This is a genomic window from Eubacterium limosum (assembly GCF_000807675.2).
Classification (GTDB): domain Bacteria; phylum Bacillota; class Clostridia; order Eubacteriales; family Eubacteriaceae; genus Eubacterium; species Eubacterium limosum.
The window spans coordinates 4034889-4057869 of the sequence record NZ_CP019962.1; the positions used below are offsets into that span (position 1 = coordinate 4034889).

At 41.8% G+C, this 22981-nt stretch carries 24 protein-coding genes; 1 reads left to right on the forward strand and 23 read right to left on the reverse strand.

Going from position 1 to position 22981, the window contains the following annotated elements:
- Positions 1–51: 51 nt before the first annotated feature.
- From B2M23_RS19000 to B2M23_RS19030, 7 genes are all read right to left on the reverse strand, one after another.
- Positions 52–414: a PTS glucitol/sorbitol transporter subunit IIA gene (locus tag B2M23_RS19000; RefSeq protein ID WP_038351444.1), complete on the reverse strand. Its 363-nt coding sequence runs from the start codon at positions 412–414 to the stop codon at positions 52–54.
- Between the two features lie 14 nt (positions 415–428).
- Positions 429–1418: a PTS glucitol/sorbitol transporter subunit IIB gene (gene srlE / locus B2M23_RS19005; RefSeq protein WP_038351443.1), complete on the reverse strand. Its 990-nt coding sequence runs from the start codon at positions 1416–1418 to the stop codon at positions 429–431.
- A complete protein-coding gene (gene srlA / locus B2M23_RS19010) occupies positions 1411–1941 on the reverse strand; it encodes a PTS glucitol/sorbitol transporter subunit IIC (RefSeq protein WP_013380768.1) in 531 nt (176 codons plus the stop codon). Before srlA ends, srlE begins: the two co-directional genes overlap by 8 nt.
- 81 nt (positions 1942–2022) lie before the next feature.
- Complete coding sequence (locus B2M23_RS19015) at positions 2023–2523, reverse strand: transcriptional regulator GutM (protein ID WP_038351442.1); 501 nt, start codon at positions 2521–2523, stop codon at positions 2023–2025.
- A 413-nt stretch (positions 2524–2936) separates the two neighbouring features.
- Positions 2937–3458: a YjbQ family protein gene (locus B2M23_RS19020; RefSeq protein ID WP_038351441.1), complete on the reverse strand. Its 522-nt coding sequence runs from the start codon at positions 3456–3458 to the stop codon at positions 2937–2939.
- A complete protein-coding gene (locus B2M23_RS19025; RefSeq protein WP_038351440.1) occupies positions 3445–4158 on the reverse strand; it encodes a triose-phosphate isomerase in 714 nt (237 codons plus the stop codon). Before B2M23_RS19025 ends, B2M23_RS19020 begins: the two co-directional genes overlap by 14 nt.
- A gap of 3 nt (positions 4159–4161) precedes the next feature.
- On the reverse strand, positions 4162–5004 hold the full coding sequence (locus B2M23_RS19030) for a class II fructose-bisphosphate aldolase (RefSeq protein WP_038351439.1): 843 nt from the start codon (positions 5002–5004) through the stop codon (positions 4162–4164).
- 520 nt (positions 5005–5524) lie between these two features.
- On the opposite strand from B2M23_RS19030, the gene B2M23_RS19035 reads away from it, so the two are divergent.
- Positions 5525–6499, forward strand: coding sequence for a sugar-binding transcriptional regulator (locus B2M23_RS19035; RefSeq protein ID WP_038351438.1), 975 nt, complete (start codon positions 5525–5527; stop codon positions 6497–6499).
- Positions 6500–6538: 39 nt separating this feature from the next.
- Here B2M23_RS19035 and B2M23_RS19040 read toward each other — a convergent pair whose 3' ends face one another.
- From B2M23_RS19040 to B2M23_RS21360, 16 genes are all read right to left on the reverse strand, one after another.
- On the reverse strand, positions 6539–7447 hold the full coding sequence (locus tag B2M23_RS19040) for a bifunctional riboflavin kinase/FAD synthetase (protein ID WP_038351437.1): 909 nt from the start codon (positions 7445–7447) through the stop codon (positions 6539–6541).
- An 11-nt stretch (positions 7448–7458) separates the two neighbouring features.
- Positions 7459–8367, reverse strand: coding sequence for a tRNA pseudouridine(55) synthase TruB (truB, locus tag B2M23_RS19045; RefSeq protein ID WP_038351436.1), 909 nt, complete (start codon positions 8365–8367; stop codon positions 7459–7461).
- Positions 8364–9338: a DHH family phosphoesterase gene (locus tag B2M23_RS19050; protein WP_038351435.1), complete on the reverse strand. Its 975-nt coding sequence runs from the start codon at positions 9336–9338 to the stop codon at positions 8364–8366. Before B2M23_RS19050 ends, truB begins: the two co-directional genes overlap by 4 nt.
- Positions 9310–9702 (reverse strand): 30S ribosome-binding factor RbfA, encoded by a 393-nt coding sequence (gene rbfA, locus B2M23_RS19055; protein WP_038351434.1) that lies wholly within the window; start codon positions 9700–9702, stop codon positions 9310–9312. The genes B2M23_RS19050 and rbfA overlap by 29 nt, the downstream gene beginning before the upstream one ends.
- A gap of 18 nt (positions 9703–9720) precedes the next feature.
- Positions 9721–12141: a translation initiation factor IF-2 gene (gene infB / locus B2M23_RS19060; RefSeq protein WP_038351433.1), complete on the reverse strand. Its 2421-nt coding sequence runs from the start codon at positions 12139–12141 to the stop codon at positions 9721–9723.
- Between the two features lie 75 nt (positions 12142–12216).
- Positions 12217–12483, reverse strand: a complete 267-nt coding sequence (rnpM, locus tag B2M23_RS19065) for an RNase P modulator RnpM (protein ID WP_038351432.1) — start codon at positions 12481–12483, stop codon at positions 12217–12219.
- 58 nt (positions 12484–12541) lie between these two features.
- Complete coding sequence (gene nusA, locus B2M23_RS19070) at positions 12542–13777, reverse strand: transcription termination factor NusA (RefSeq protein ID WP_013380782.1); 1236 nt, start codon at positions 13775–13777, stop codon at positions 12542–12544.
- 14 nt (positions 13778–13791) lie between these two features.
- Positions 13792–14256, reverse strand: a complete 465-nt coding sequence (locus B2M23_RS19075; RefSeq protein ID WP_038351431.1) for a ribosome maturation factor RimP — start codon at positions 14254–14256, stop codon at positions 13792–13794.
- A 128-nt stretch (positions 14257–14384) separates the two neighbouring features.
- A complete protein-coding gene (frr, locus tag B2M23_RS19080) occupies positions 14385–14942 on the reverse strand; it encodes a ribosome recycling factor (RefSeq protein ID WP_038351430.1) in 558 nt (185 codons plus the stop codon).
- The gene (gene pyrH / locus B2M23_RS19085) at positions 14942–15655 is read right to left on the reverse strand and encodes a UMP kinase (protein ID WP_013380785.1); all 714 of its coding nucleotides are present in this window, start codon (positions 15653–15655) and stop codon (positions 14942–14944) included. The genes frr and pyrH overlap by 1 nt, the downstream gene beginning before the upstream one ends.
- Positions 15656–15939: 284 nt before the next feature.
- Complete coding sequence (locus B2M23_RS19090) at positions 15940–18336, reverse strand: cation-translocating P-type ATPase (RefSeq protein WP_038351429.1); 2397 nt, start codon at positions 18334–18336, stop codon at positions 15940–15942.
- A 166-nt stretch (positions 18337–18502) separates the two neighbouring features.
- Positions 18503–18640 (reverse strand): hypothetical protein, encoded by a 138-nt coding sequence (locus B2M23_RS21355; protein ID WP_167617948.1) that lies wholly within the window; start codon positions 18638–18640, stop codon positions 18503–18505.
- A gap of 61 nt (positions 18641–18701) precedes the next feature.
- Positions 18702–19856: a uroporphyrinogen decarboxylase family protein gene (locus B2M23_RS19095; RefSeq protein WP_038351428.1), complete on the reverse strand. Its 1155-nt coding sequence runs from the start codon at positions 19854–19856 to the stop codon at positions 18702–18704.
- 44 nt (positions 19857–19900) lie between these two features.
- On the reverse strand, positions 19901–21424 hold the full coding sequence (locus tag B2M23_RS19100; protein WP_038351427.1) for a BCCT family transporter: 1524 nt from the start codon (positions 21422–21424) through the stop codon (positions 19901–19903).
- A 52-nt stretch (positions 21425–21476) separates the two neighbouring features.
- On the reverse strand, positions 21477–22754 hold the full coding sequence (locus B2M23_RS19105; RefSeq protein WP_038351426.1) for an MFS transporter: 1278 nt from the start codon (positions 22752–22754) through the stop codon (positions 21477–21479).
- Between the two features lie 87 nt (positions 22755–22841).
- On the reverse strand, positions 22842–22979 hold the full coding sequence (locus B2M23_RS21360; protein ID WP_167617949.1) for a hypothetical protein: 138 nt from the start codon (positions 22977–22979) through the stop codon (positions 22842–22844).
- Positions 22980–22981: the final 2 nt, after the last annotated feature.

The following is a 22981-nucleotide window of genomic DNA, read 5'->3' on the forward strand; positions in this document are numbered from 1 at the left end:
GTTAAACGATTTTTATCCGGCAGCTTAATGAGTCTGCTCTCCACTGCCATATTAAGTGAATAAAATTTCAAACGAATCTCCAGGCTTTATTTCTGGTAGATCACCGCCAGACAGTTCAATCTGTCCAGGAAGTTCCACAGCTTCTTGGCCTGTAAATTTAAAAGAGCAGTGCCCCATTGCTTTTAAAGTGTGGTTTGCTTCCTCACCCACTGCGGTAACAATATATTGGTTATTTCCAAAAATGACCACATCTCCTGGTTTTATTTCCTGATCCATATCACAGATAGTGTGAAGAACAGACATCTCTGCAAGAGATTCCGGTGCATTTTCATTAAATACGATTATAAAATTTCCTTCTTCTGCCATTTCCTCTACCAGCGGCCCAATGGTTGTTACAGTGCTTTTATAGTCCATTTCATCTCTGCCTTTTAATATAAACCAATGCTGAAAGCATAAGCGATCAGAACAGCCACAGGGCCTGTGATCAAGCGCTCAAACAGTACAGCCGGTACACCGGCATCAATGGTTTCCGGCTCTGCTTCACCAAGAGAAAGGCCAACTGGTACAAAATCACAGCCTACCTGCGCGTCAATGGCAAAGAGTGCTGGTAACGCCAGTGAAGGATTGATTGCGCCTACACCAATCTGCTGACCAATTAAAACACCGACTACCTGAGCAATGACAGCGCCTGGTCCGATAATTGGGGAAATAATTGGTATGGCACAGATAATACAGATAACCAACAAACCCGGCAGTGTATTTGCAAGCGGCGAAATGGTATTTGCGATCCAGTCACCAAGACCGGTTCCCTGGATAATCCCGATAAGCATGGCAACAAAGGCCATAAAAGGAAGGATATTACGGATAACCATATCGATGGTGTCACGGCCTGCCTGAAAGAATTTGCCAACAACGCCGCCAACGCCTTTACCAAGCCGTACGATAATGCTTTCTTTCTTTTCACCCTTGGCGCTTTTCTTCTTTTGGCTTTCTTCTTTCTGCTGATTTTCCTGCTGTATCGTTTTTTCAGTGGCAATTGGTGTGTCTGAGCCATCGGCCAGCTGAATGGTCTCAGGCTTTACACCTGATACATAGATATCTTCGGTGATAAATTTAGCCAGCGGACCGCTCTGTCCTACTGAAGTGATGTTAATGGTCGGTATCTTTTTTTTGGGGTAAACACCGCATCGAGCCGTACCGCCACAGTCAATGACAACACATGCGAATTCATCATCAGGAACACCTGTTGAGAAGCCATCAACAGCAGTCGCTCCCGTCAGTTCTGCAATTCTTTTTGTGAGCGGATCAATACCGCCACCCGTAACAGACACAATTTTATTGCGCTTTTCGGTTGGCTGGATCACCAGCGGGCCACCCCAGCCTGAAGAACCCTTTGATACTTTAACGGCTTTATACATTTGCGTTTTCCCCCTTTTTCATGAACTTAATGGTCAATCGCTCGCAGATAATCCCACGGATCAGTATTACGATAACGCCGACGATAAAGTAGCGGATTGCCAGTGGACCAAGATCCTTGCCTAAGGTTGTGAGTCCTGCCGCAATCCCGCCGTAAACAAAGTATTCACCAGCATTAGCATGCGGAAACAAACCTGTGATTGGATGACAGAAAGACACTGCCGCATCATAAAATGCAGGTTTGTATTTTTCATCCAGGAAACGTCCCATTGTGTAGGCCATTGGGTTGCACAGAAAAAACATTGACAGGATCGGCAGCAGCGTATATCTGAGTAAAAAGTTTTTGCTGCAGATAATTCCCAGCTTATCGACCTTGTCCTGACCGATGATTGCGATCAGAGCATTGACTGCCGTGATCAAACAGACAAGCGTTGGAATGATTCCGGTGATGTACCCTACAAACTGTTCACCCCCGATTTGAAACAGCCCAATGAATGCCGTAGCTAAATTTGATAAGAATTCCATAATTACCTCCTCGTTCTTTTCTTTTTTTAATAATCGCTGATATGCAGGCGAATTTTCCACGTTCTACATACAGCTCATTATTCACATTGATTCCTTTGCCGTAAATTGTCCAGTGCATTCGAGCAACCGCTTTTTATTCTCTGTCTGCATATTTTCTACAGCAAGTCTCTTTTCGATAGCCTCTACCGCCTGAATGAGCGCTCCCTTTTTTTTAGTCATTTCTTCTGGGTTATAGGGATGCTTTCGCCTTCTACGTCGGAATTCCCAGGCATCTTCTTCCAGACCAATACTTTTCAAATCTGACAGACTCATTCCAAGCATGGTTTCTGTTGTTTTAAACCCTGCAAAAATGGTAATCCCTTTCATCTGACGGTAAGCCACTACCTGATCTTTACGCCTGCTATAAGACACAATCAAAATTTGTCCTGCCTTCAGCCCCCCTTTCGTATGTCCAATACCAATGGTACCGGTTCCTCTTAACTTGCCCAGTTCACGCTGGTAGCGCTTTATCTGAAACAAGCTGAGTACCATCTGAAGTGCCATCAACGCAAATACAACTAAAAACAATAAATTTCTTTGCATTTCCCTTTTCCCTTCACTTTTATTTTTTACTCCGAATGCTTCTGTTTTTGTCTTTTGTTCTTGACTTTAATCGCATTATACAACGCACATTTGTAAATGTCAATTAAATATCAAAATCATCCTTGTGATCTTTGATATTAAATTTTATATAACTTCGGCTTAATTTAGCGACTTGTATTCGTTTTCTTATCCTTAATTTGTTTCATTCGTTAAAATAATATCATTTTAGATTACGTTTTTATAATTTACAAATGTTAGTTTTATGATGTTATTTGTTTAACAATCGCTAATATTTTACAAAAACAAAATATGCCCTATATTATTTTTGTTCCTAGTGCTTTTTTCTAAAAATAAAAAAGTGCTATACTCTCATCAAAAATAGAGAGTAAAGCACTTTTTATATTTCATTAAAGTTATTCGCCAATAATACATACCTTGCATTTTCTCGGTCTGGGGCGCGAGCAGTCAAAATCAACAAAATAAGCATATCCTGTCACACCGACGCCAAGATTTCCGTTTTCTACATCGAAAACCTCACTTGAGCCAATAATTGTTGCTTTCAGATGGGCGTCACAATTAAAAAGCTGCGTCCGGTCGCCTCCTGGCAGATAGGTTTCGGCATTCGGCCAGGATTCGACCTCTCGATAATGCTCCTCACCAGGATAAAGGTATTGATCTGCTGTTTCATGCCTGGGGAAAATTTTATTAAGCCCATTGTTTAAATCGACCTGTAGAAATTCGTCGCCTTCTTCGGTATAATCGTGGACAAATTCCTCAAAAAAGACAGCGCAGGTAGTATGCGGCGATGAGACAGCACAGATACCATCCTTAATGCCGCTCTCCTGAATAATTTTTTTCAGCTGTGGTGTGATATCAAAGTAAGTGGGTCTGCCGCCGTGAGATTCCAGTTCAATTTGTTCTTTATACATTTTCATCGCATTGTTCCTCTTTCTTTTCTTTATCCGCCTTAGCCATGGCCTCTGCCATTTCGCGAACCATCCGCGCAGGATCGGGCGCCCCTATAATGCCGGAGGTCGCACCGGTCCCGTCTGCGCCCAGCTTAATAATATTATAGACATCTTCTGGAGAATTAACGCCGGAAGCGATCATGATCAAAATTTCCGGATTCACAGCGTGAATCTGCTCAGTCGTTTCCAGAACGTAGCTATCATCCGCCGTCTCGCCCGTACCGATAAGATCCGTTGGTTCAGACAGCAAAATATCCGGTTTCATTTCTGCAATCGCCCTTGATTCCACAACCGAATCTGCACAGACCACCGTAAGCATTTCAAGTTCTTTTGCCCGATTCATGGTCGCGTACAATTCTGCCACTGTACAGCTGTTCTCTGCATGATTCAAAAAAACCGCTTCTGCCCCCGCTGCTTTTAATGATTCCGGCAGCACGTGTCCCATCCCTCTTCCAGGGCGCAGTGACTCCATATGCTGAGCCGTCACAATGATATTTTTAGTGTTTTCAGCAATGTAACGAATATCCGCGAAAGGACAGGTAAAGAAAATTTCAACTCCAGTATCCTCTGCTACTTTGCCTGCGGCTTTAGCTAATTCCAGGATTTTTTCGCCATAGAGATAGGACTTCGGGTTGACGATCAAAAAAGGTGTTCTCACTTTTCTCATTGTTTATACCTCCACTGCTTTTGTCTCAAATACACCATAATAATGCTCAAGGGTCTTCTGCATCCCCTCTTTAGAAGCCTTCTTAACATCCAAATAATTGTCTGGCTTTTGTTCATTCAGGCTTTCCATAGCGCCGGCCAGAAAATCAGAAAAAATATTGATCTTAGCGATACCACTCACTGCGCATTTGTTTAAGTTTTTATCCCCCGACGAGGATCCGCCGTGAAGAACTAATGGTGTATTCACAGCCGCTGCTATCTCCTTCAAACGGTCAAAGTTAATTTCGGGAATTCCCTTATACATACCATGGGCTGTCCCAATTGAAATCGCCAGAGAGTCCACATTTGTCGCTTTAATAAAGTTTTCAGCATCCTCTACTGTAGTATACTTTGAGTCTGTCTCGTCATGATTCTCATAATTTTCCCCAGCGCCTACATGTCCAATTTCAGCCTCTACCACTACACCCCTCGGATGAGCATAGTCAATAATTTCTTTTGTTCTTGCAACATTAATATCAAAGCTTTCCATCGAAGCATCAATCATAACCGAAGAAAAACCCAGGTCAATGGCTTTTTTAATGAGTTCTGACGTCGCTCCATGATCCAGATGTAAAACTACTGGAACTTTTGCGGCTTCAGCATATTTTTTTCCAATAAGAGCCGCGTCCTCCAGATTAATGTCATCTCCCAGATGGCTTTCCGCCAAAGCCAGTATAAGTGGAAGTCCCAGTCTTTCGGCTACCTCCACATGCCATTTCAGCGATTCCAAATCAATAAAATTAGCTGCTGGTATTGCAAAACACTGTTCTTGAGCTTTTTTAAACAATTCCTTTGATGTTACTAACATAATTCATCCCTCCATAGAATAAAAGCTGGCGATATCCGCCACTAAACAGGCAAAAGGTGAGCTCTCCTTTATTTTCTATAACATATGTTCCTGTAAGTCTTTTTTGTTCTTATTCACTTATGATTATATGCGTTTTTTATTTTTTGTCAAATCTTAAAGACTCATCAGTGATTTTTTTAAGAAGATATATTTATTTTTTACATATGTTTCTTTTTTTATTTTTTATTATTTCATCATTTCAAACAAAATCCCTGAAATCCCTTTATTTAAAGCATTTATAAACTCAAACACTTTATCTTTCTAAAAACAGAAATTCAACTCCTTCATCAATCAGAACATTTGCAAAGCAAGTTTGTTTCTTGTTTTTAACATTTTAAATGATTTTAATTTTTATTTATTTTCTTTTTACCGTTTATTCTATTTAAAACATTTGTTAAATTATAACGGAAAACAATGGTTTTTCTAAGGAAGCTATGTTAAAATTCATACTAACGGATATATAGAATAGAGGAGTTTTTTAATGAAAAAAAATATTATTGAGGATGAACGCATGATGCTGCGCGTCAGCGATATGTACTATAATAAAAACATGAGCCAGCAGGACATTGCCAATAAGTTATCTATTTCCCGCCCTACCATCTCTAAGCTGCTGAGCGCCGCCAGGGAACACGGCATTGTTACCATTACGGTATCGGACACCAATGGACGTAAATATTTTCAGCTGGAACAGCTGTTAGAAGAAAAATATGGTTTAAAGGAAGTTTTCATTGTAGAAACCCTGGAGGATACAGCCGAAACCAAAGCGTTGATGGGTAAGGCCGCCGCTCAGTATCTTTCCCGGATAATACGTGATGGCGATGTCATCGGCGTCACCATGGGAACTACGGTCGCACAGATCGCGCCACACGCCAACAATTCCTACCATTCAAATCTTACCTTTGTCCCTTTGATTGGCGGTATTGGCACTGTAGCTACCGAACTGCACAGCAATTATATTGCTGAATCCATGGCGCGTGCCTTTGGGGGCATTTATTATCCGCTTCACGCTCCTGCCATGATTTCCAGAAAAAACACAAAAATTGAGTTGATGAAAGAAAACAGTATTCAGCGCGTTTTTAAAAAAGCTAAGCGTATGGATATTGCAATTTTGGGTATTGGTGCCCCTACCAGTAATTCTACCATTATAAAGACCGGTTACTTTACTCCAGAAATATTTGAAGAAATTCGTGAACAGAAAATGTGTGGTGATATCTGTATGGTTTTTTATGACGAAAACGGCAATATTGATAAATTTGAATATAACGAAAAAATGATGTCCATTGACCTCGGGGTGCTCAAAAATACTAAATACTCCATTGGTGTCTGCGGCGGCGTTGATAAGCCTGCTGCCATTTCAGGTGCCATCAACGGCGGTTATATCAATGTGCTGATCACCGATTATGATTGCGCTCAGATTCTGGACCGCATGAAAAGCGAATCATTTCTTGCAACATAAAAGGACGACCGCTCGAAATGGGCGGTCGTCCTTTTATGTCTACTTTCTGTAGCGCGTATGTATATTACGGATATCACTTTTGATCTGGGCGACCAAATCGCCAAGATTGTCAAATTTGATTTCACCACGAACTCTCTCTTTAAAAGTCAGGGTGACATAATCTCCATAAATATTCTCATCAAAATCATAAATATAAGTCTCGATACTGTAGGGGTGTTTTTCAAAAGTAGGATTAAACCCTAAATTCGTAAGGCCATCGTGTTCCTGGCCGCGCACCTTTATTTTTGTATAATAGACGCCGCTGCTGGGAAGAATGACTTTTTCTTTCATTTTCAAGTTGGCAGTGGGAATATCAAAGGTATGCCCAAGCCCCTTGCCTTTTACAATGGTTCCCTCAATGCTGTAATCCCGACCTAAAAAAGTTGATACTTCATTTACTTTTCCGGTACCGATAAGCTCTCGAATCAGGGTACTGCTGACAGATTGTCCGTCGATAATACACGGTGGAATAACAGTCACGCCAAAATTAAAGCGCTTTCCAAACTCCGTGAGCATCTGGATATCCCCTTCACCTTTAAAACCAAAGCTATAGTTAAAGCCGACCACAATATGAACGACATTATATTTCTGCAGTAAATAGTCCCGTATAAAAGCTTTTGGACTGTAACACATCAACTGATCATTAAAAGGGTTCAGAAAAACATAATCAATCCCCAGGTCTTTCATAACCTGAACTTTTTCTTCATTCGTGGTAATAAGCCACGGTGAATAGGCCGGAAAAATATGCGTCAGTGGATGTTCAGCAAAGGTCATGACGCCACTGGCACAATTCAGTTCTTTTGCTTTTTTGATGGTGGCATTAATAAGCTCCTGATGCCCTAAGTGCACACCATCAAAAAAGCCAAGAGCCAATACGATTTTTTCATTTGGATTAATTTCGGTATTCATGGTTATTCTCCCTAAAACATTTTAATTGGCTGAACATAGGGTTCCTCGCCAGCGCAAAACCGGCCAATACCTACAAATTCTTCCTGGTCGTAAAGACGCAGGATTTCGCTGTCTTCATAGCTCACAAAATCTTCTACAACATTCCACTGGTACAAACGGTTGCCGCTTCTCAAAAAACGGCTGCCCTGTTCATTGGCGGTTACCATTCGGAATTTTTCGAGCGCATACTCCGGCTCATGGAAAAATCCCTGGGCACGGTCCACCAGCATCAAATTTTTAAGCTGGGATAAATGCAATGCATTTTCAATTCTAAAATCTCCAACTCTTTTACGATAAAGATCCCCCATGCAAGCTGCGGTCCCTAATTTTTTGCCGATATCACGGCAAAGGGAACGGATATATGTGCCTTTAGAGCATTCTACAATAAACCGGGCCTTACGTGGTAATTCTACCGTCTCTATTGCTTCTATCCGGCTGATATGTATGGGTCGTGGCGGTATTTCAACTTTCTCACCCGCTCTTGCATAGTCATAAAGCTTACGCCCATTGATTTTTAAGGCTGAATAAATGGGTGGCACCTGCATGCTGTCACCCTTAAAGGATTCAAGCACCTTTAAAAATTCTTCTCCAGTAAAGTCTATCGGCTCCTCTGCGGTTACTGTCCCTGTGCAGTCACAGGTATCAGTTTCCTGACCAAAAAGAATTTCCGCCTCATAAACCTTATCCAGGTCATTTAAATATTCCACCGCTTTCGTAGCTTTACCGACACATAAAACAAGCACTCCCTGGGCGTTGGGGTCCAGAGTCCCGGTATGCCCGATCTTTTTTGTGTGTAATATCTGCCGGGCTTTAAAAACAACATCGTGGGATGTCATTCCCTTTTCCTTATAAATATTGAGATAACCGTTTAGCTCACTCATATATCTTCTTCATGCTTCCTATAATACTCGATCACTTCGATCAATTCTTTTTTCAGCGCTTTCAGGTCTCCCTTAAAGGTAAATCCTGCGGCGCGCATGTGGCCGCCTCCCCCGTATTTACGGGCAATCAATGAGACATCAATTTTGAACGGTGTTTTTGAACGGAGCGAGACACGGTAAATACCACACTCCACTTCTTTCACTGTCGCAGAGAGCTGAACGCCGATAACGTTCATGCCAATGTTGGCAACATCATCCGTTATCTGGACAGGGCCGCCGTATTTACAGATATCAGCATAGCCTAAAAAGATCCATGCCAGGGTATTGTCTTCATAAAGCTGCAGCGAGTCTACGGCTTTACCATACAGCTTCATTTGAGCATAATTTTTCTCGCTGTGAAGGCGTTTAGACAACACCGCAAAATTATCACGCTTTTCATAAAGGCGGCTTAAAATCTGATGGGTGTCGGCGGTGACATTGGCAAACTGAAAGCTGCCGGTATCGGTAGAGATACCGGTAAAAACAGCCTCGACCATCTCAAGGTCCAGTTCAACACCCAAAGCGTCTAAAATACGAAAAACCAACTCGGCAGTAGCGGCAGTTATCTCTAGAAAATTGATGTCGCCATACCCCTGATTGGTGGCATGATGGTCAATGACCATCGTGGTCCGGGCATCCACCATCGGGACTGGTTTAAACGCATATTCCATAGTTGAACAGTCTAAAAAGGTTACAACGTCATATTCATCCCGAAGCTCATCTTCAAAATAGCGGCTCTCGCTAAAAAACTGAAGCTTATCCTCCAAAGGCGTTTCGATGTAATAATCCACGTCCTTCCCCAGGGCTTTCAGGCCCTTTCCAAGGGCAATAGCAGACCCGATGGCATCGCCATCGGGTTTATTGTGCACGAGAATCAAAAAGCTCTGATTCTCTTTTATACAATCAAGAATCTCTGTCGGTACCTTCTTCATCCTCAGATGCTCCTTTATCTTTTTTCAGACTTGCTAAAATACTGTCGATATGCATGCCATACTCCACAGAATCATCTAATTTGAAAGTAAGCGCCGGAATTGAGTGAACCTTAAGCACCTTCCCAAGATTTGCCCTCAAAAAGCCTTTTGCATTATCCAAGAGACCCAGGACTTCTTCCTTTTCCTCAGGTGTTCCGAAAATACTGACATAAATAGTCGCAGTTTTTAGATCCGACGCCGCTTTGACATGAGTAATACTAAGTGTGTCACGATTGAAACGGCTGTCCTTCATTTTCTGCTGAATAATCAGACTCAGCTCACGCTGAATCTGACCGTTAATTTTTTCTATACGATGTGATGCCATAATAGCACCCCCTTTATTTTACAGTTCTCTTGCCACGGCTTCCATGACAAAGGTCTCAATAACGTCACCGAGCTTGATATCATTGTATTTATCAATACCGATACCACATTCGTACCCGCTGGCAACCTCTTTAACATCATCCTTAAAGCGTCTTAAGGATGCGATTTCACCTTCAAACACAACGATGCCATCACGAATGATCCGAACCTCATCATTTCTGGATATTTTACCGTCAGTGACATAGGAACCGGCAATCATGCTGCCATTGGGTATCTTGAAGACTTCGCGGACTTCGGCATTCCCAGTAACTTTTTCGACAAATTCCGGTGCCAGCATCCCTTCCATGGCTTTCTTGACATCTTCGATCGCATCGTAGATAACACGATACAGGCGGATATCGACTTCTTCCGTTTCCGCAGCTGCCAGTGCGTTTTTATCCGGGCGCACATTAAAGCCAATGATGATTGCATTGGAGGTGGACGCCAGCATAACGTCTGTCTCGTTCACTGCACCAACGGCACCGTGGATCACATTAATGCGCACATCATCTGTGTTCAGCTTTTCAAGTGACTGCTTAATGGCTTCAATGGAACCCTGAACATCGGCCTTGATAATAATATTGATATCCTGAATCTGTCCTTCCTGAATCTTTGTAAACAGGTCGTCCAGAGACAGCCGCATCTTAGCCTGACGGGCATCCTTTTCCATTTCACGGCGTTTTTCCGCCAGCTGGCGTGCTTCTTTTTCATTTTCAAGCACGATGAAGTCATCCCCTGCCACAGGGATATCGGATAAACCAGAAATTTCAACCGGAGTGGATGGACCGGCTTTCTTAATACGCTTGCCCTTATCATCAATCATGGTACGAACCTTACCGTAGGTCATACCTGATATGATGGAATCTCCGACATGCAGTGTGCCCTGCTGTACTAAAAGACTGGCAGTTGCACCCTTTCCTTTTTTAACCTGGGCTTCAATAACGCTTCCGCGAGCAGCACGCTTAGGATCTGCTGTTAATTCGCCCATTTCTGAAACCAGCAACACCATTTCGAGCAGTGTGTCAATATTTTCGCCCTTCTTGGCTGAAACCGGCACAGCGATAACATCGCCGCCCCATTCTTCGACCACCAGATTATGTTCTGTTAATTCCTGTTTAACACGCTCAGGATTGGCGCCTTCTTTATCAATTTTGTTAATCGCAACAATGATCGGGACGCCGGCTGCCTTAGCATGATTGATCGCTTCTACAGTCTGCGGCATTACACCATCATCAGCTGCTACCACCAAGATAGCGATATCGGTCATCTGCGCCCCTCTGGAACGCATGGCAGTAAAAGCCTCATGGCCTGGTGTATCAATAAAAGTGATTGACTCACCATTGATGGTAACAGTGTACGCACCGATATGCTGAGTAATCCCACCAGCTTCACCGGCTGTAACATTTGCTTTACGGATACGGTCTAGGAGGGAGGTCTTACCATGGTCAACGTGACCCATAACAGTAACAACCGGCGGACGTTTAACTTCGTTTCCGGTATCTTCTTCGTCATATTCTTCCAGAATTTTGGTGACGACATCCTCCATTTTAACAGCTTTAACTTCATAACCCAGCTCTGAGGCCACAATTTCGGCGGTTTCATAATCAATCTGCTGGTTAATGGTTGCCATAGTACCCGACATCATTAAGATCTTAATAATTTCAGTTGCGCCAACATCCAGAATTTCTGCCAGCTCTCCAACGCTTACCAGTTCAGGAATCTCAAAGACCTGATTTTTCATCTTTTCGGTCTTTTTTTCATCCTTCATCTTTTTATAAACGCTGCGGGCTGTTTTTCCTTTTTTGCTATGGTCTCTGACCTTAGCAGGCTGATTATTGTTATTATTATTTCTTTTCTGGTTTTTATTTTTGCGGTCTGGCTTGCTGTTATTAGGCACAGTCTGGCACTTGGCATTATTGGGACGGTTGTTATTATTGCTGCTGTTGTTCCCCTGTCCCCCGGCATTTCTTTTTTGCGGACTCTGGCCGTTATTCCCATTTTTCTGGCCATCTGCCGGGCGGCGGTTCTGGGATGCGTTGTTGTCCCTTTGCTGCGGCTTTCTTTCCTGCTGCTGTGGCTTCGACTGCTGTGGTTTGCGCTCCTGGTGCTGAGGCTTTGACTGCGGCTGTGCTTTAGGCTGTGGCTTGCTTTCCTGTTTGGGCTGCTGGGGCTTCTGGGCCTTTGCCTCCTGTTTTGGCGCTGCTGCTTTAGGTGCTGCTTTTGGCTGCACTTTAGTATCTTCACCCTTTTTGTATTCTTTTCTGAAATCAGTTACCTGTTGTTCTGTTAACACACTCATGTGATTTTTCACGGGAATATTATGTTTGTTTAAGATATCGACAAATTCCTTGCTTGGAACGTCGTACTCACTTGCTAATTGATAAACTCTTAACTTTGACATATAATTCCTCCCTTCAATTGTTTTTATTTGTTCATAGATCTCTCCATAGCTGTTATTTTCATCTGCCTTTATGGCCTATGACAGCTGTTCTTTTATTTTTTGACGCACTTCTTCGACGGTATCTTTGTCGATTGGCCGTTTAAAAGCTTTTTCAAGAATATTTTTACTCAGAAAAGCGTCCAGACATTTTGGGTCATCACAGATATAGGCGCCCCGTCCATTGGCTTTTCCCGTTGGATCATAGAATATTTCATTGTCTTTATTGCAGACAATACGCAATAAATTTTTCTTTTCAATTTTCGAATGACAAACCACGCAGGTTCTTACGGGCATTTTTTTCATTGCTTCCTCCTGCACACATTATAATATTATATCACAGAGATACCGGATAAATCTTTACTTATTCAAAAAAGTCATCCAGATCCTCTAATTCGTCCGTCATTACCAAGTCGTCCAGTACATTATCGAGGCTTTCGGCATTATCTTCATCAATCTGAATATCTAACACCTCATCCAATTCATTTTTCAGCTCATCCAGAATATCCTCCTCTTCTCCCGCGTTCGTATAATCCGCGTCAAAGTCTGGATTTTCTGCCAGCATACGTTCATAGTCACTTTTGCTCTTGATATCAATTTTCCATGATGCCAGTTTTGCCGCCAGCCGAACATTCTGGCCCTCTTTACCAATCGCCAGTGATAATTGAAAATCATCGACAACCGCAATAGCGGTTTTTTCGGTTTTATTTGGCAGAATCCGGTAAATCTTTGCAGGACTCAGGGCGTTGGACAGATATTCACGTACATCATCGCTGTATTTAATAATGTCAATCTTTTCACCGTTCAGCTCATTAATAATATTCTGAACACGGATTCCTTTTTGCCCAACACAGGCCCCAACCGGATCAACGGACGAATCATTGGCCTTAACGGCAATCTTGGTTCTTGAGCCTGCTTCTCTGGAAATAGACACAATATCCACAATGCCATCATAAATTTCCGGCACCTCGGTCTCAAAGAGACGTTTTACCAGCCCCGGATGCGTTCTGGACAATCTAAGCTGCGGCCCCTTGGTGGTCTTGCGCACCATGAGCAGGTAAACCTTCAAACGCTGTCCAGGGTAGTATTTTTCTCCGGGAACCTGTTCCATTGGTGGCATACAGCCTTCGCTGTTTCCAATATCCACGAACACATTGCCGCGTTCGATACGGTTGATGATCCCCGTCATTACTTCCTCCTGGCGTTCCAGGTATTCGTTATAAACCATATTGCGTTCAGCTTCCTTAATTCGCTGAACAATAAGCTGTTTTGCATTCTGAGCCGCTATACGTCCAAAATCTCTTGGAGTAATAACCTTACGGTAGACATCTCCCACCTCATAGGTTGGATCAATCTCACGCGCTTCCTCGAGGGATATCTGTGTTTCCAGATTTTCGACATCCTCGACAATATCACGCGTCGCATAAACGGTAATCTCTCCCGTATCGCGGTCGAGTTTTACGTCCACATCCTGGACATTGCCATAATTTTTTTTGTAGGCGGATTCGATGGACACCTCAATAGCGTCGATCAGTTCCTCCTTATCAATGTTCTTTTCTGCTTCTAAAGCATCAAGAGCTCTCATAAACTCTGCATTCATAACTATTCGCCTTCCTAAAATTCGATTTCCGGAGCAACCTTGGAAACAGCAGACATTTCCAGCTCCATCATTTCTTCAGAGTCAAGCTGTAGGGTCAGCGTTACACCATCGTAGCCTTTAAGGATACCGCTTAACTGTTTACTGCCATTTACCGGCGCGTAGAAACTGACCACAACGCGTTTATCCATATTGCGGACAAAATCTTTTTCCTTTTTTAAAGGACGGTCAATTCCCGGAGACGAAACCTCTAACAAATAGCTCTGCTCGATAGGGTCTTTTTCATCCATCAGGTCACTGAGCTTACGGCTGACCGCTTCGCAGTCATCCAACCCAATGCCATTTGGTCCGTCTATATAGGTGGTTAATACCCAGTCCTTTCCGGCTTTTTCAAAGGTAACATCAACACACTCATAGCCCTCGGCTTCCACCACCGGTGCGATGAGCTCCTCCAGCATTGATTCCTTGGATTGTTTCTTCATATATTCTCCTAGATTTTAATAAGCTTCAGAAAATACACAAGAGTGGGTTTCCCCACTCTTGTGAAAGACTTATTTAGTTTCACAAACAAAACCGAGATGGTTTTAGTTAACAATCAAATCACTTCTGGCTAAACTGCCATGATTTCCGCTTCTTTTTCCTTCAGCACACCTTCGATGTTTTTCACTTCATCATCGGTCAGCTTCTGAATTTCTTTTTCGCCCTGGTGCAGTTCATCCTCACTGATCAGACCTTCCTTCTCAGCGTCTTTCAGATCCTGTACCGCTTTACGGCGTATGTTACGCATGGCAACCTTACATTCTTCCCCGTACTTTTTGGTTAACTTAACCAACTCTTTACGGCGTTCTTCCGTTAGCTCCGGCACGATCAGACGAATGATTTTGCCATCGTTAGATGGATTAAAGCCCAGATCAGCGGTCAAAATAGCCTTTTCGATCGCGGAGATCGAGGTGCTGTCATAAGGCTGAATGGTAATCATACGCGCTTCAGGCACTGCCACACTTGCCAGCTGGTTGATGGCTGTCGGCGCACCATAGTAATCAACCGTAACCTTATCCAGAATATGGGGGTTCGCACGGCCTGCTCTCAGACCTCCCAAACTCTCATTTAAGTTATTCAGGGCTTTCTGCATTTTGTCATTGGCTCTGTCTTTAATTTCATTTAACATTATTCTGCCTCCTCGATAATTGTTCCGATGGTTTCGCCGCGAACGGCTTTCAAAATATTTTCCGGCTGATCCAGACCGAAAACAAGGATTGGTATTTTATTATCCATACACAGGGTAATGGCTGTGGAATCCATAACCTTTAATCCCTGGTTAATAACATCAATGTAGGTCAGACGATCATATTTTTTAGCGTCTGGATTCACCTCTGGATCAGAGTCGTAGACCGCATCCACACTCTTGGCCAAAAGGATCATCTCTGCGTCTACCTCTGCTGCACGCAGCGCCGCTGTGGTGTCCGTCGTAAAGAAAGGATTGCCTGTGCCTGCTGCAAAGATAACTACGCGTTTTTTTTCCAGATGTCTGACTGCTTTACGGCGTATATAAGGTTCAGCCACTTCTTTCATTTCAATGGCAGTCTGTACTCTTACTGGCACGCCCATCTGTTCCAAAACATCCTGCAGTGCCAGCGCATTAATAACAGTGGAAAGCATTCCCATATAATCCGCAGTCGATTTATCCATTCCTTCGCCAAAACGGCCTCTCCAGAAATTGCCTCCGCCTACAACAATCGCGATCTCAACATCCTGCTCAAAAACTTCTTTCACAGATTCACAAATGCGCTGTACCGTCGGTGGATCAATGCCAAATCCAACCTTACCAGACAGGGCTTCGCCGCTCAGCTTGATAATAATTCTTTTATATTTCGTCTCCATATAATCCCCCTTCTATTCTTAGTTTGATTATACCTCAGAACCCCCTGTTTTTCAAGGGAAGCTCAGGAATAACCCAAACTGTAAAAAAAGAACACTCGCGTGCTCTTTATCACAAATCTATTCAGGTACCGTTTGTATCGGCCTACCTTTATGCCAAAGAGCCGACACAATTATTAACTGTCTAATATACAGTCATAATGAACATATCTATTATAGCTTAAAACAGCCGCCTGCGTCAAGCTTCTTTCACAAGAAATTAATGAAGGCAGCTCAATAATTTATCATTACTGTTCTTTTTGAAAGTCACTGTGAACGGCCATGAAACACCGTCTACTGGCAGTCATCTTTTTTCTGTCATGATTCCTGACCCACTTCGCCAAAATACGTTCTATGCCAAAGGAAATCGCCATCACTCCACCAAACAAAAGAAGCGTACTGGCACTCAAAGCCACCTTTAATCCCAGTAGATTGCTAAACAAAAAGATTGCTCCAAAATACCCAGCCACCATCGTGATAACAACAAACAAACGAAGCTTTGTAAAAGGGATATTATTTTTTATAACAGCCTGCATGCTGAGTAATCCCACCAAAAGATAGAGTATCGTTGCTTTTTCGATCATCCCAATTGTAATCAGTCCTGTACCTGCTGTAAAATTAATCAGCAAAAATGCCGCAATGATGGCCGCAGCATTTGGCAGGGCGCTTCGCAATGCCGCAGGCAGAAACCTCTCCCTGATTCTCCGTCCATCTGCCTCAAAAGCTGTTACAAACGAAGGATAAGCCTCTATAGCAGCGTCGATCAATGTAATCTGAATCGGAAGGAACGGAAAAGGAATGTTGGCCAGCACACATATGAGCGTCATGACCACTGAATAAATCGTCTTGATAAAAAAGACCCCGGCAGCCCGGGTAACATTATTTACTACACGCCGCCCTTCCAATAAAAGTCCCGGCAGCGCTGAAAAATCAGATTCTAACAGAACCACCTGAGCAGCTTGTCTGGCGGCATCGCTTCCATTTCCCATGGCAATAGAACAGTCAGCCTCCTTTAATGCCAAAAGGTCATTAACACCATCTCCCGTCATTGCTACAGAATGCCCCTCAGACTTCAGTGCCTGAACCAGTTTCTTTTTCTGCTGAGGTGTGGTTCTTCCAAACACCGTATACTTTTCCGCAATTTTTCTAAAATCTGCATCTTCACTTACAGTCATCATGTCAATCGCTTTGTCATAGTTCTTTAGCCGGGCATCCTTCGCAACCATAGCTACCGTCAACGGGTTGTCACCGGATATTACTTTAACCGTGACGCCTTGTTTTCTAAAATAGCTTAAAATTTTTGGTGCACTTTGGCGTAGGCGGTCCCGGATAACAATCCCAGCTATGGGCGTCAGCCTCGTTTCGGATAAATTTGTCCGGCTTGTAATTTCATCTTTTGTAACGCTGACGACAAGCACTCTTCTCCCTCTTTTTATCTCCGACTTCAGCGCATCCGGCATTTCTTCCTGCAACACTTTTTCCGGTGCTCCAATAACAAGTGTGCCCCCTTCTTTAAAGGTCATTGCAGCCCACTTTCTTTCAGAGGAAAACGAGACCCTTGAGTACACAGTACAGGCGCTGCTCTCTTTAAAGTACTCCTTTAGCGCCTGAAAAGTCGCATTGTTGTCATTACTGTATCTCAGAAAGGAACCCATCAACGGCTCAAGCTTCACTTTTTTAGCAAGTGTATTTTCAAAAATCTGTACACTTTCCACCTTCATCTTCCCTTCTGTTAACGTACCGGTTTTATCAAGGCACAGTACATCGACATGAGACAATGCTTCCAAAGAAAACATATCCTGAATCAAAATTTTATCTTTTGCCAGCTTAACAACACCGCCGGCCAGCGATACACTGATCAGCAGCACTAACCCTTTTGGAAGCATCCCCAACAGGCCGGCCGCAGTGGACACTACCGAAGTAAAAAGCGGATCGCTCCGTAAAATAAAAGCTTCCAAAAACAAGATAATCCCCAAGGGGATAATAAACAGGCTGGTAATACGGGTTACCTTACGCATGGACTGCATCAGTTCAGAGTTCTGTTCCTTTACCTGTTTAGCCTCCTGCGCAATTTTAGACGCGTAATTATCATTTCCAACATGAATGACCTTCGCCAAACACCGGCCGCTGACCAGGCTGCTGCCAGACATCAGTTTATCGCCGTTCACCTTTCCAACAGCGTCTGCCTCACCTGTCAGGAGCGCCTCGTTTACCTCCGCATCACCAGAGAGCACCACTCCATCACAGCAAATCTGCTGGCCTGCGCTCAAGACCATTATATCATCCTGAACCACTTCATCTGTCGCGATCGTTTTTTCTTCTCCATCACGCAGCACTGTGACAGAAGGAACAGAAAGCAGTGATAACTTTTCGACTGTTTTCTTAGCTTTGATCTCCTGCGCAATACCAATTACCATATTTAAAATAATAATTCCAATAAACAGCATATTACTGTACGCACCAACATAGAAAAGTGCAATGGCAATCAACAAATTCATAAGATTAAACAAGGTAAAAACATTTTTTCTGACGATCTCACCTGTTGTTTTAGTCATGGCACTTTGGGTCAGATTCTGCTTGCCCTCCTGCACACGCTGTGTTACCTCTTTTTCAGAAAGTCCTTTTATAAGATTTTTTTCAGTCATTGACAGCCTCCATTATTTTGCTGTCCTCATTGTAACGAAACTTTCTAACCTGCTGATAAAGAAATTATTAAAAATTTATTAACACTTTGCATCTTCAAACACATCCAAATATTGAAGGCTGCTTTCTTAACCTAACTTTCGAGACAGCCTTCTTAGTTTATAATTTTTACTTAAACAGACCAAAAACAAACAAAAACATATTTTTTTCATCTTCCTTTAATATTTCAGCCGCTTCAACACCTTGAAGAACTGGAAATTTTTCTAAATATGCTTCCCAATCAAATTCATATGTTTCATTATCCATATTAATCTCCTTTATCAGATTCTACCGTTAACTGCCCCAAAAATTTGTATGCATAATAAATTCAATATTGTCCATACTCACGAACTGTTTTTAAAACTGCTTTAAGATTTTCTGCAATTTGGCCTTTAAGGGAGAAAATAATTTTATCTGTACTGAAAATATATCCACCACCAGGGGCCATAATATCTAAAAGTCGTTTTGCTTCATCGATACATTCCTGTTTTGATTTTGTCTGAAGATAACTGATGGGGTAAAGCCCTGAAACAATATGGTTCTTTCCAACTATTTTTTTGATTTTTGAAGGATCTCCATATTCAAAGCACATATAAACTCTGCCCTCTAACTCTGCAAGATAATCAAGCTTATCGGACCAGTCATGTTCGCAAAAAATCCACGCCCCCATATTATTTTCAAAAATATATTTCATAAGCTTTTGGAAGGTTGGCCACCAAAAACGTTCAAACTGCTTTTTGTTTAAAAAAGGCGCCATATGAAGCGGAATAAAACATCGGGCATACTGATTCTGCACAGGCCCAATAGCCGCTTTGCATGTAAGCGGCAGCAGCGCTTCACACGCTTCTTCTACCTTCTGTGGAAAGCGGCGAATATCTTTATTTATATTTGTAAATGAACGTATTAAATCTGCAAGATAATCAAACGGAGCCTCTGTTCCGGCACCGGGTGGTAATACAGCATAACCATATTTATCCGTCATACAGTCAGCTATTTCTGCCATATATTGCATACTGTCATGATATGCTTTATAGGCTTTCGCAAAATTTAACGCACTAAAAATTGTGTCGTTTTGAATTGAAGGATATAATCTTGGAAGCAGTACCTCTGTCATAAAGTTATAGGGATCTTTTATAAACTCATCATATTCATCAACTTCCAGACAAGAAATTTCCGGATGCTGCATATATCCGGAGTCACTCATCACAAAAGATTTTGCCTGTAAAATCTGATAAAAACGAGGAGTTCGGTTGCTGCGTGTGAGTGGCAGCTTATCATTTTGAAATTCCCGAGCCATTTTTTCATAAAATATTGGCCATTGTTTCATATCCCATTGCGCCGTTTTTAAATCAAGTTCTGCATATTCAATGGCGGCATCCCATGAAAAATCAATATCAATCGGCACACGTTTAGGTACTTTTCCATCAAAAACATTTTTAAATAATTGAGTTCTTTCATCCTGAATCGTTCTATTACTTAACATACCAATCTCCTTTAACTTTTAAAAATCTCTTAAATCTGATTCTATTAATCATTTTTGTCAATAAAAAATATTTTTATGGTTGAAATCACCATTAAAATAAACACTCCAAAAACAATAATACCACCAACCGAGCCCATATATTTAATTGCTAACAGCCCTTCCTGTTCTTTTGTAAATAATATCATCGTACACGCAATAATTGAACAAAGCAGCCCCCAGGTTAACTTAACCCAAATCGGCGCTTCATTTTCCAGCCCTTCATCTTTTATGCACAAAGAGGAAACCGCAATAATATTACTGTCCGCCGATGTCGCAAATGATAAAATCAGCAGACCAAACATCAATGGAATCATCACCTTCGTAAATGGAAGATTGTTAAAGAAAGCACTCAGCGCACTAAGAGGACCAACCTGTTGAATAATAGGTACAAAATCGACGACACCTTCCATCTGCCAGTTGATTGCTGTCCCTCCCCACACACCAAACCATATAATCGCAAATAGTGATGGCATAAAAAAATTCACGATCATAAATTCACGAATTGTTCTGCCATAAGAAATATTTGCCAGAAAGATTCCTGTTACCGGTGCATAAACAATCCAAAAGTTCCATGTCATAATCGTCCACCATTTAACAAGGGTTTCTCCTCCAAGAATTCCTGTATCAAATGTCCACAAAGGCAAATTTTGCAGCCAATACCCAAAGGCTGTTGTTGTATGATTTAGAATAAATAATGTTGGCCCGCAGATAAACAATATAAAAAGCAATAAGTAGAAAATATATGTGTTTATATTCGCAAATACACGAACTCCTTTCTTTATTCCTCTTATCGATGAAAAAATAAAAACAAAAGCAAATAACATTGTAATAATAATTAAAATTGTTTGGGTTGTCTCGATTCCATATATTAGCTTCAATCCAGAGGCGATCAGTACAATACCACCACCCAAGCTGCCAGAAAGTCCTAAAACCAGCGCGATAACTGCCAGAACATCAATAACAGTCGCCAGCTTTCCGGCTTTTTTATCACCCAACAGAGGGATTAAACAGCTTGAAATACTAAGGGGTTTTTTCATGTTATAGCACATATAGGCAATACAAAGCGCACTGACCGCTGCGATTGAATAGGGAAAAAACGACCATTCATGTATAATCCGTCCTAAAGCAAAGATAGCGGCTTCTTCACTTCCGGCTGCAATTCCAAAGCCATCGAGCTCACCAAAGATGTTTTTGAAATAAATCATTGGCAATGACACACCATAGGTTATTGTGCCAACTGCAATCCCCCCAGTTAATGACATCGCAAACCAAGATTTAAAGCTGTAATGTGCTTGAGCCTTTTCTCCCCCAATACGAATTCGACCTTTTTTTGAAAAGCTCAAAATAATGCAAAGAACAAAGGTAATTGCTGTAATAATCTGATATAACCAGCCGAGTTTGTCCAAAGAAATGTTAAACAAATTTTCTAAGTTACCGGACAGCAAATCTCCTCTTATACACCCAAGAATCGCAGCACCTCCAACGACTGCTAACGCAGGAATAAAAACTCTTTTTTTGATCTTTTTCATAACATACCTTCTTTATAAATTTGGGGGAGAAAATTTCAAGTATCACTATGTTTTACAATTGAACCTGTACTTCGCCTTCACCCTGTACATCTGTATCATTTTTTGCCCGAATCTTTTTAATGTCTTTAGCCACAAAAAGTCCTGCAATAAAAGCGATGATCAGGCAAATACAAGTTAATAAGAAGATATTAAAATATCCTCCTGCCCCATACTGGTCAATCCAGCCACCACAAAGCGAATAATAAAACGCATCTGTAATATAAGTAATAATTGACACAACCCCCATAGCTGTTCCCGTTAAGCGAACTGGTAGTTCAATTTCTGAAACTGGAATAAACATGATTCCCCAAACACCGACTACCCAGAAAGAAGCAAGTAAAAATACAACAATGGTTAATGTGAGTAATTCTGGAACGGTCGGAAAAATTATATAACAGATAAAACAAATAGCACTGATAAAACAAGCAATCGAAATCACTTTGGTTATTGAAACTTTATCACGATTACGGTTGCCTAAAAAAGTACAAAACGGAGCCGCGACAATTCCAATATTTTTATAAATAACTCCCAATGTCGTCGATTGTGCTGCATCTAATCCAAAGAATTCAACCATATAGGGCTGCATATAAATTAATGAAGTCGATGCCAGATAAATGCTAAAACAAATCACGCCAATCAACCATACATTTCTAATTTTCAAAACATTTTTTACATCGGAAAATGTAACAGGATTTTCTTTAGCTGTATCCTTTATTTCTGGTTTAAAAAAGAACAAAATCAACAATGCTCCGAGTAAATTTAATGCTGAAAAAGAAATTAAAACAATTTGCATGCTTAATCTAACCGAGGAGATACTTGCAATCAGCCAAATGCCCATCGCACTAATTGGTATCGTTGAAACATTTCGCACAATTTGCCGGAACGTAACAAGCTTTCCCTGCTCTTCGTTTGTTCCAAGAAGACGTGTCATTTTCTGATTTGCATTAAAAACAAAACCACAGGCAAATACCGCATTCAAAAGATACAGCGCTATCATAATGCTGAAACTCGGAAGCACTGCAATTCCAAAACCGGTTAAAGATGTCCCCATCCAGCCGATGACCAGTAAAGTTTTTGTGTTTACCCTGTCTGCAAGCCACCCCCCAGGAATATACATGATCAGTTGCATGATACCATACAATGACAGCAATAATCCAATTTGTGTGTTTGAATAGCCCGTAGAATTCTGAAACGCTACATAAAAACTTGAACAAGCATAGGTCACCATAAACATCATCTGCCAGCCAAGCCCGGCCCCGGCAACGGCAATATACCTTTGTACTTTTTTCATATTCGCACCCAATTCTTCTGATATATATTTAGGTTCTTTTAAGGTGAATCTATAAGACCTTTCGTTTTATTACTCAAGCCGATTGGATTATCCAAACAGCATCCAGACAAACGCAAGAATTTTGTCTTCATATTGCTGACGCTGTTTGTTTTGCTCTCTCTCAAATTCAGTTATATCGTCATCCTCTACTAAATAATTCGTATAAAATTCCGAAGAAAATTCCATAA

Coding starts and splice junctions, on each gene's coding strand:
- B2M23_RS19000 (WP_038351444.1), bottom strand. CDS start 414: ATGGACTATAAAAGCACTGTAACAACCATTGGGCCGCTGGTAGAGGAA.
- srlE (WP_038351443.1), bottom strand. CDS start 1,418: ATGTATAAAGCCGTTAAAGTATCAAAGGGTTCTTCAGGCTGGGGTGGC.
- srlA (WP_013380768.1), bottom strand. CDS start 1,941: ATGGAATTCTTATCAAATTTAGCTACGGCATTCATTGGGCTGTTTCAA.
- B2M23_RS19015 (WP_038351442.1), bottom strand. CDS start 2,523: ATGCAAAGAAATTTATTGTTTTTAGTTGTATTTGCGTTGATGGCACTT.
- B2M23_RS19020 (WP_038351441.1), bottom strand. CDS start 3,458: ATGAAAATGTATAAAGAACAAATTGAACTGGAATCTCACGGCGGCAGA.
- B2M23_RS19025 (WP_038351440.1), bottom strand. CDS start 4,158: ATGAGAAAAGTGAGAACACCTTTTTTGATCGTCAACCCGAAGTCCTAT.
- B2M23_RS19030 (WP_038351439.1), bottom strand. CDS start 5,004: ATGTTAGTAACATCAAAGGAATTGTTTAAAAAAGCTCAAGAACAGTGT.
- B2M23_RS19035 (WP_038351438.1), top strand. CDS start 5,525: ATGAAAAAAAATATTATTGAGGATGAACGCATGATGCTGCGCGTCAGC.
- B2M23_RS19040 (WP_038351437.1), bottom strand. CDS start 7,447: ATGAATACCGAAATTAATCCAAATGAAAAAATCGTATTGGCTCTTGGC.
- truB (WP_038351436.1), bottom strand. CDS start 8,367: ATGAGTGAGCTAAACGGTTATCTCAATATTTATAAGGAAAAGGGAATG.
- B2M23_RS19050 (WP_038351435.1), bottom strand. CDS start 9,338: ATGAAGAAGGTACCGACAGAGATTCTTGATTGTATAAAAGAGAATCAG.
- rbfA (WP_038351434.1), bottom strand. CDS start 9,702: ATGGCATCACATCGTATAGAAAAAATTAACGGTCAGATTCAGCGTGAG.
- infB (WP_038351433.1), bottom strand. CDS start 12,141: ATGTCAAAGTTAAGAGTTTATCAATTAGCAAGTGAGTACGACGTTCCA.
- rnpM (WP_038351432.1), bottom strand. CDS start 12,483: ATGAAAAAAATGCCCGTAAGAACCTGCGTGGTTTGTCATTCGAAAATT.
- nusA (WP_013380782.1), bottom strand. CDS start 13,777: ATGAATGCAGAGTTTATGAGAGCTCTTGATGCTTTAGAAGCAGAAAAG.
- B2M23_RS19075 (WP_038351431.1), bottom strand. CDS start 14,256: ATGAAGAAACAATCCAAGGAATCAATGCTGGAGGAGCTCATCGCACCG.
- frr (WP_038351430.1), bottom strand. CDS start 14,942: ATGTTAAATGAAATTAAAGACAGAGCCAATGACAAAATGCAGAAAGCC.
- pyrH (WP_013380785.1), bottom strand. CDS start 15,655: ATGGAGACGAAATATAAAAGAATTATTATCAAGCTGAGCGGCGAAGCC.
- B2M23_RS19090 (WP_038351429.1), bottom strand. CDS start 18,336: ATGACTGAAAAAAATCTTATAAAAGGACTTTCTGAAAAAGAGGTAACA.
- B2M23_RS21355 (WP_167617948.1), bottom strand. CDS start 18,640: ATGGATAATGAAACATATGAATTTGATTGGGAAGCATATTTAGAAAAA.
- B2M23_RS19095 (WP_038351428.1), bottom strand. CDS start 19,856: ATGTTAAGTAATAGAACGATTCAGGATGAAAGAACTCAATTATTTAAA.
- B2M23_RS19100 (WP_038351427.1), bottom strand. CDS start 21,424: ATGAAAAAGATCAAAAAAAGAGTTTTTATTCCTGCGTTAGCAGTCGTT.
- B2M23_RS19105 (WP_038351426.1), bottom strand. CDS start 22,754: ATGAAAAAAGTACAAAGGTATATTGCCGTTGCCGGGGCCGGGCTTGGC.
- B2M23_RS21360 (WP_167617949.1), bottom strand. CDS start 22,979: ATGGAATTTTCTTCGGAATTTTATACGAATTATTTAGTAGAGGATGAC.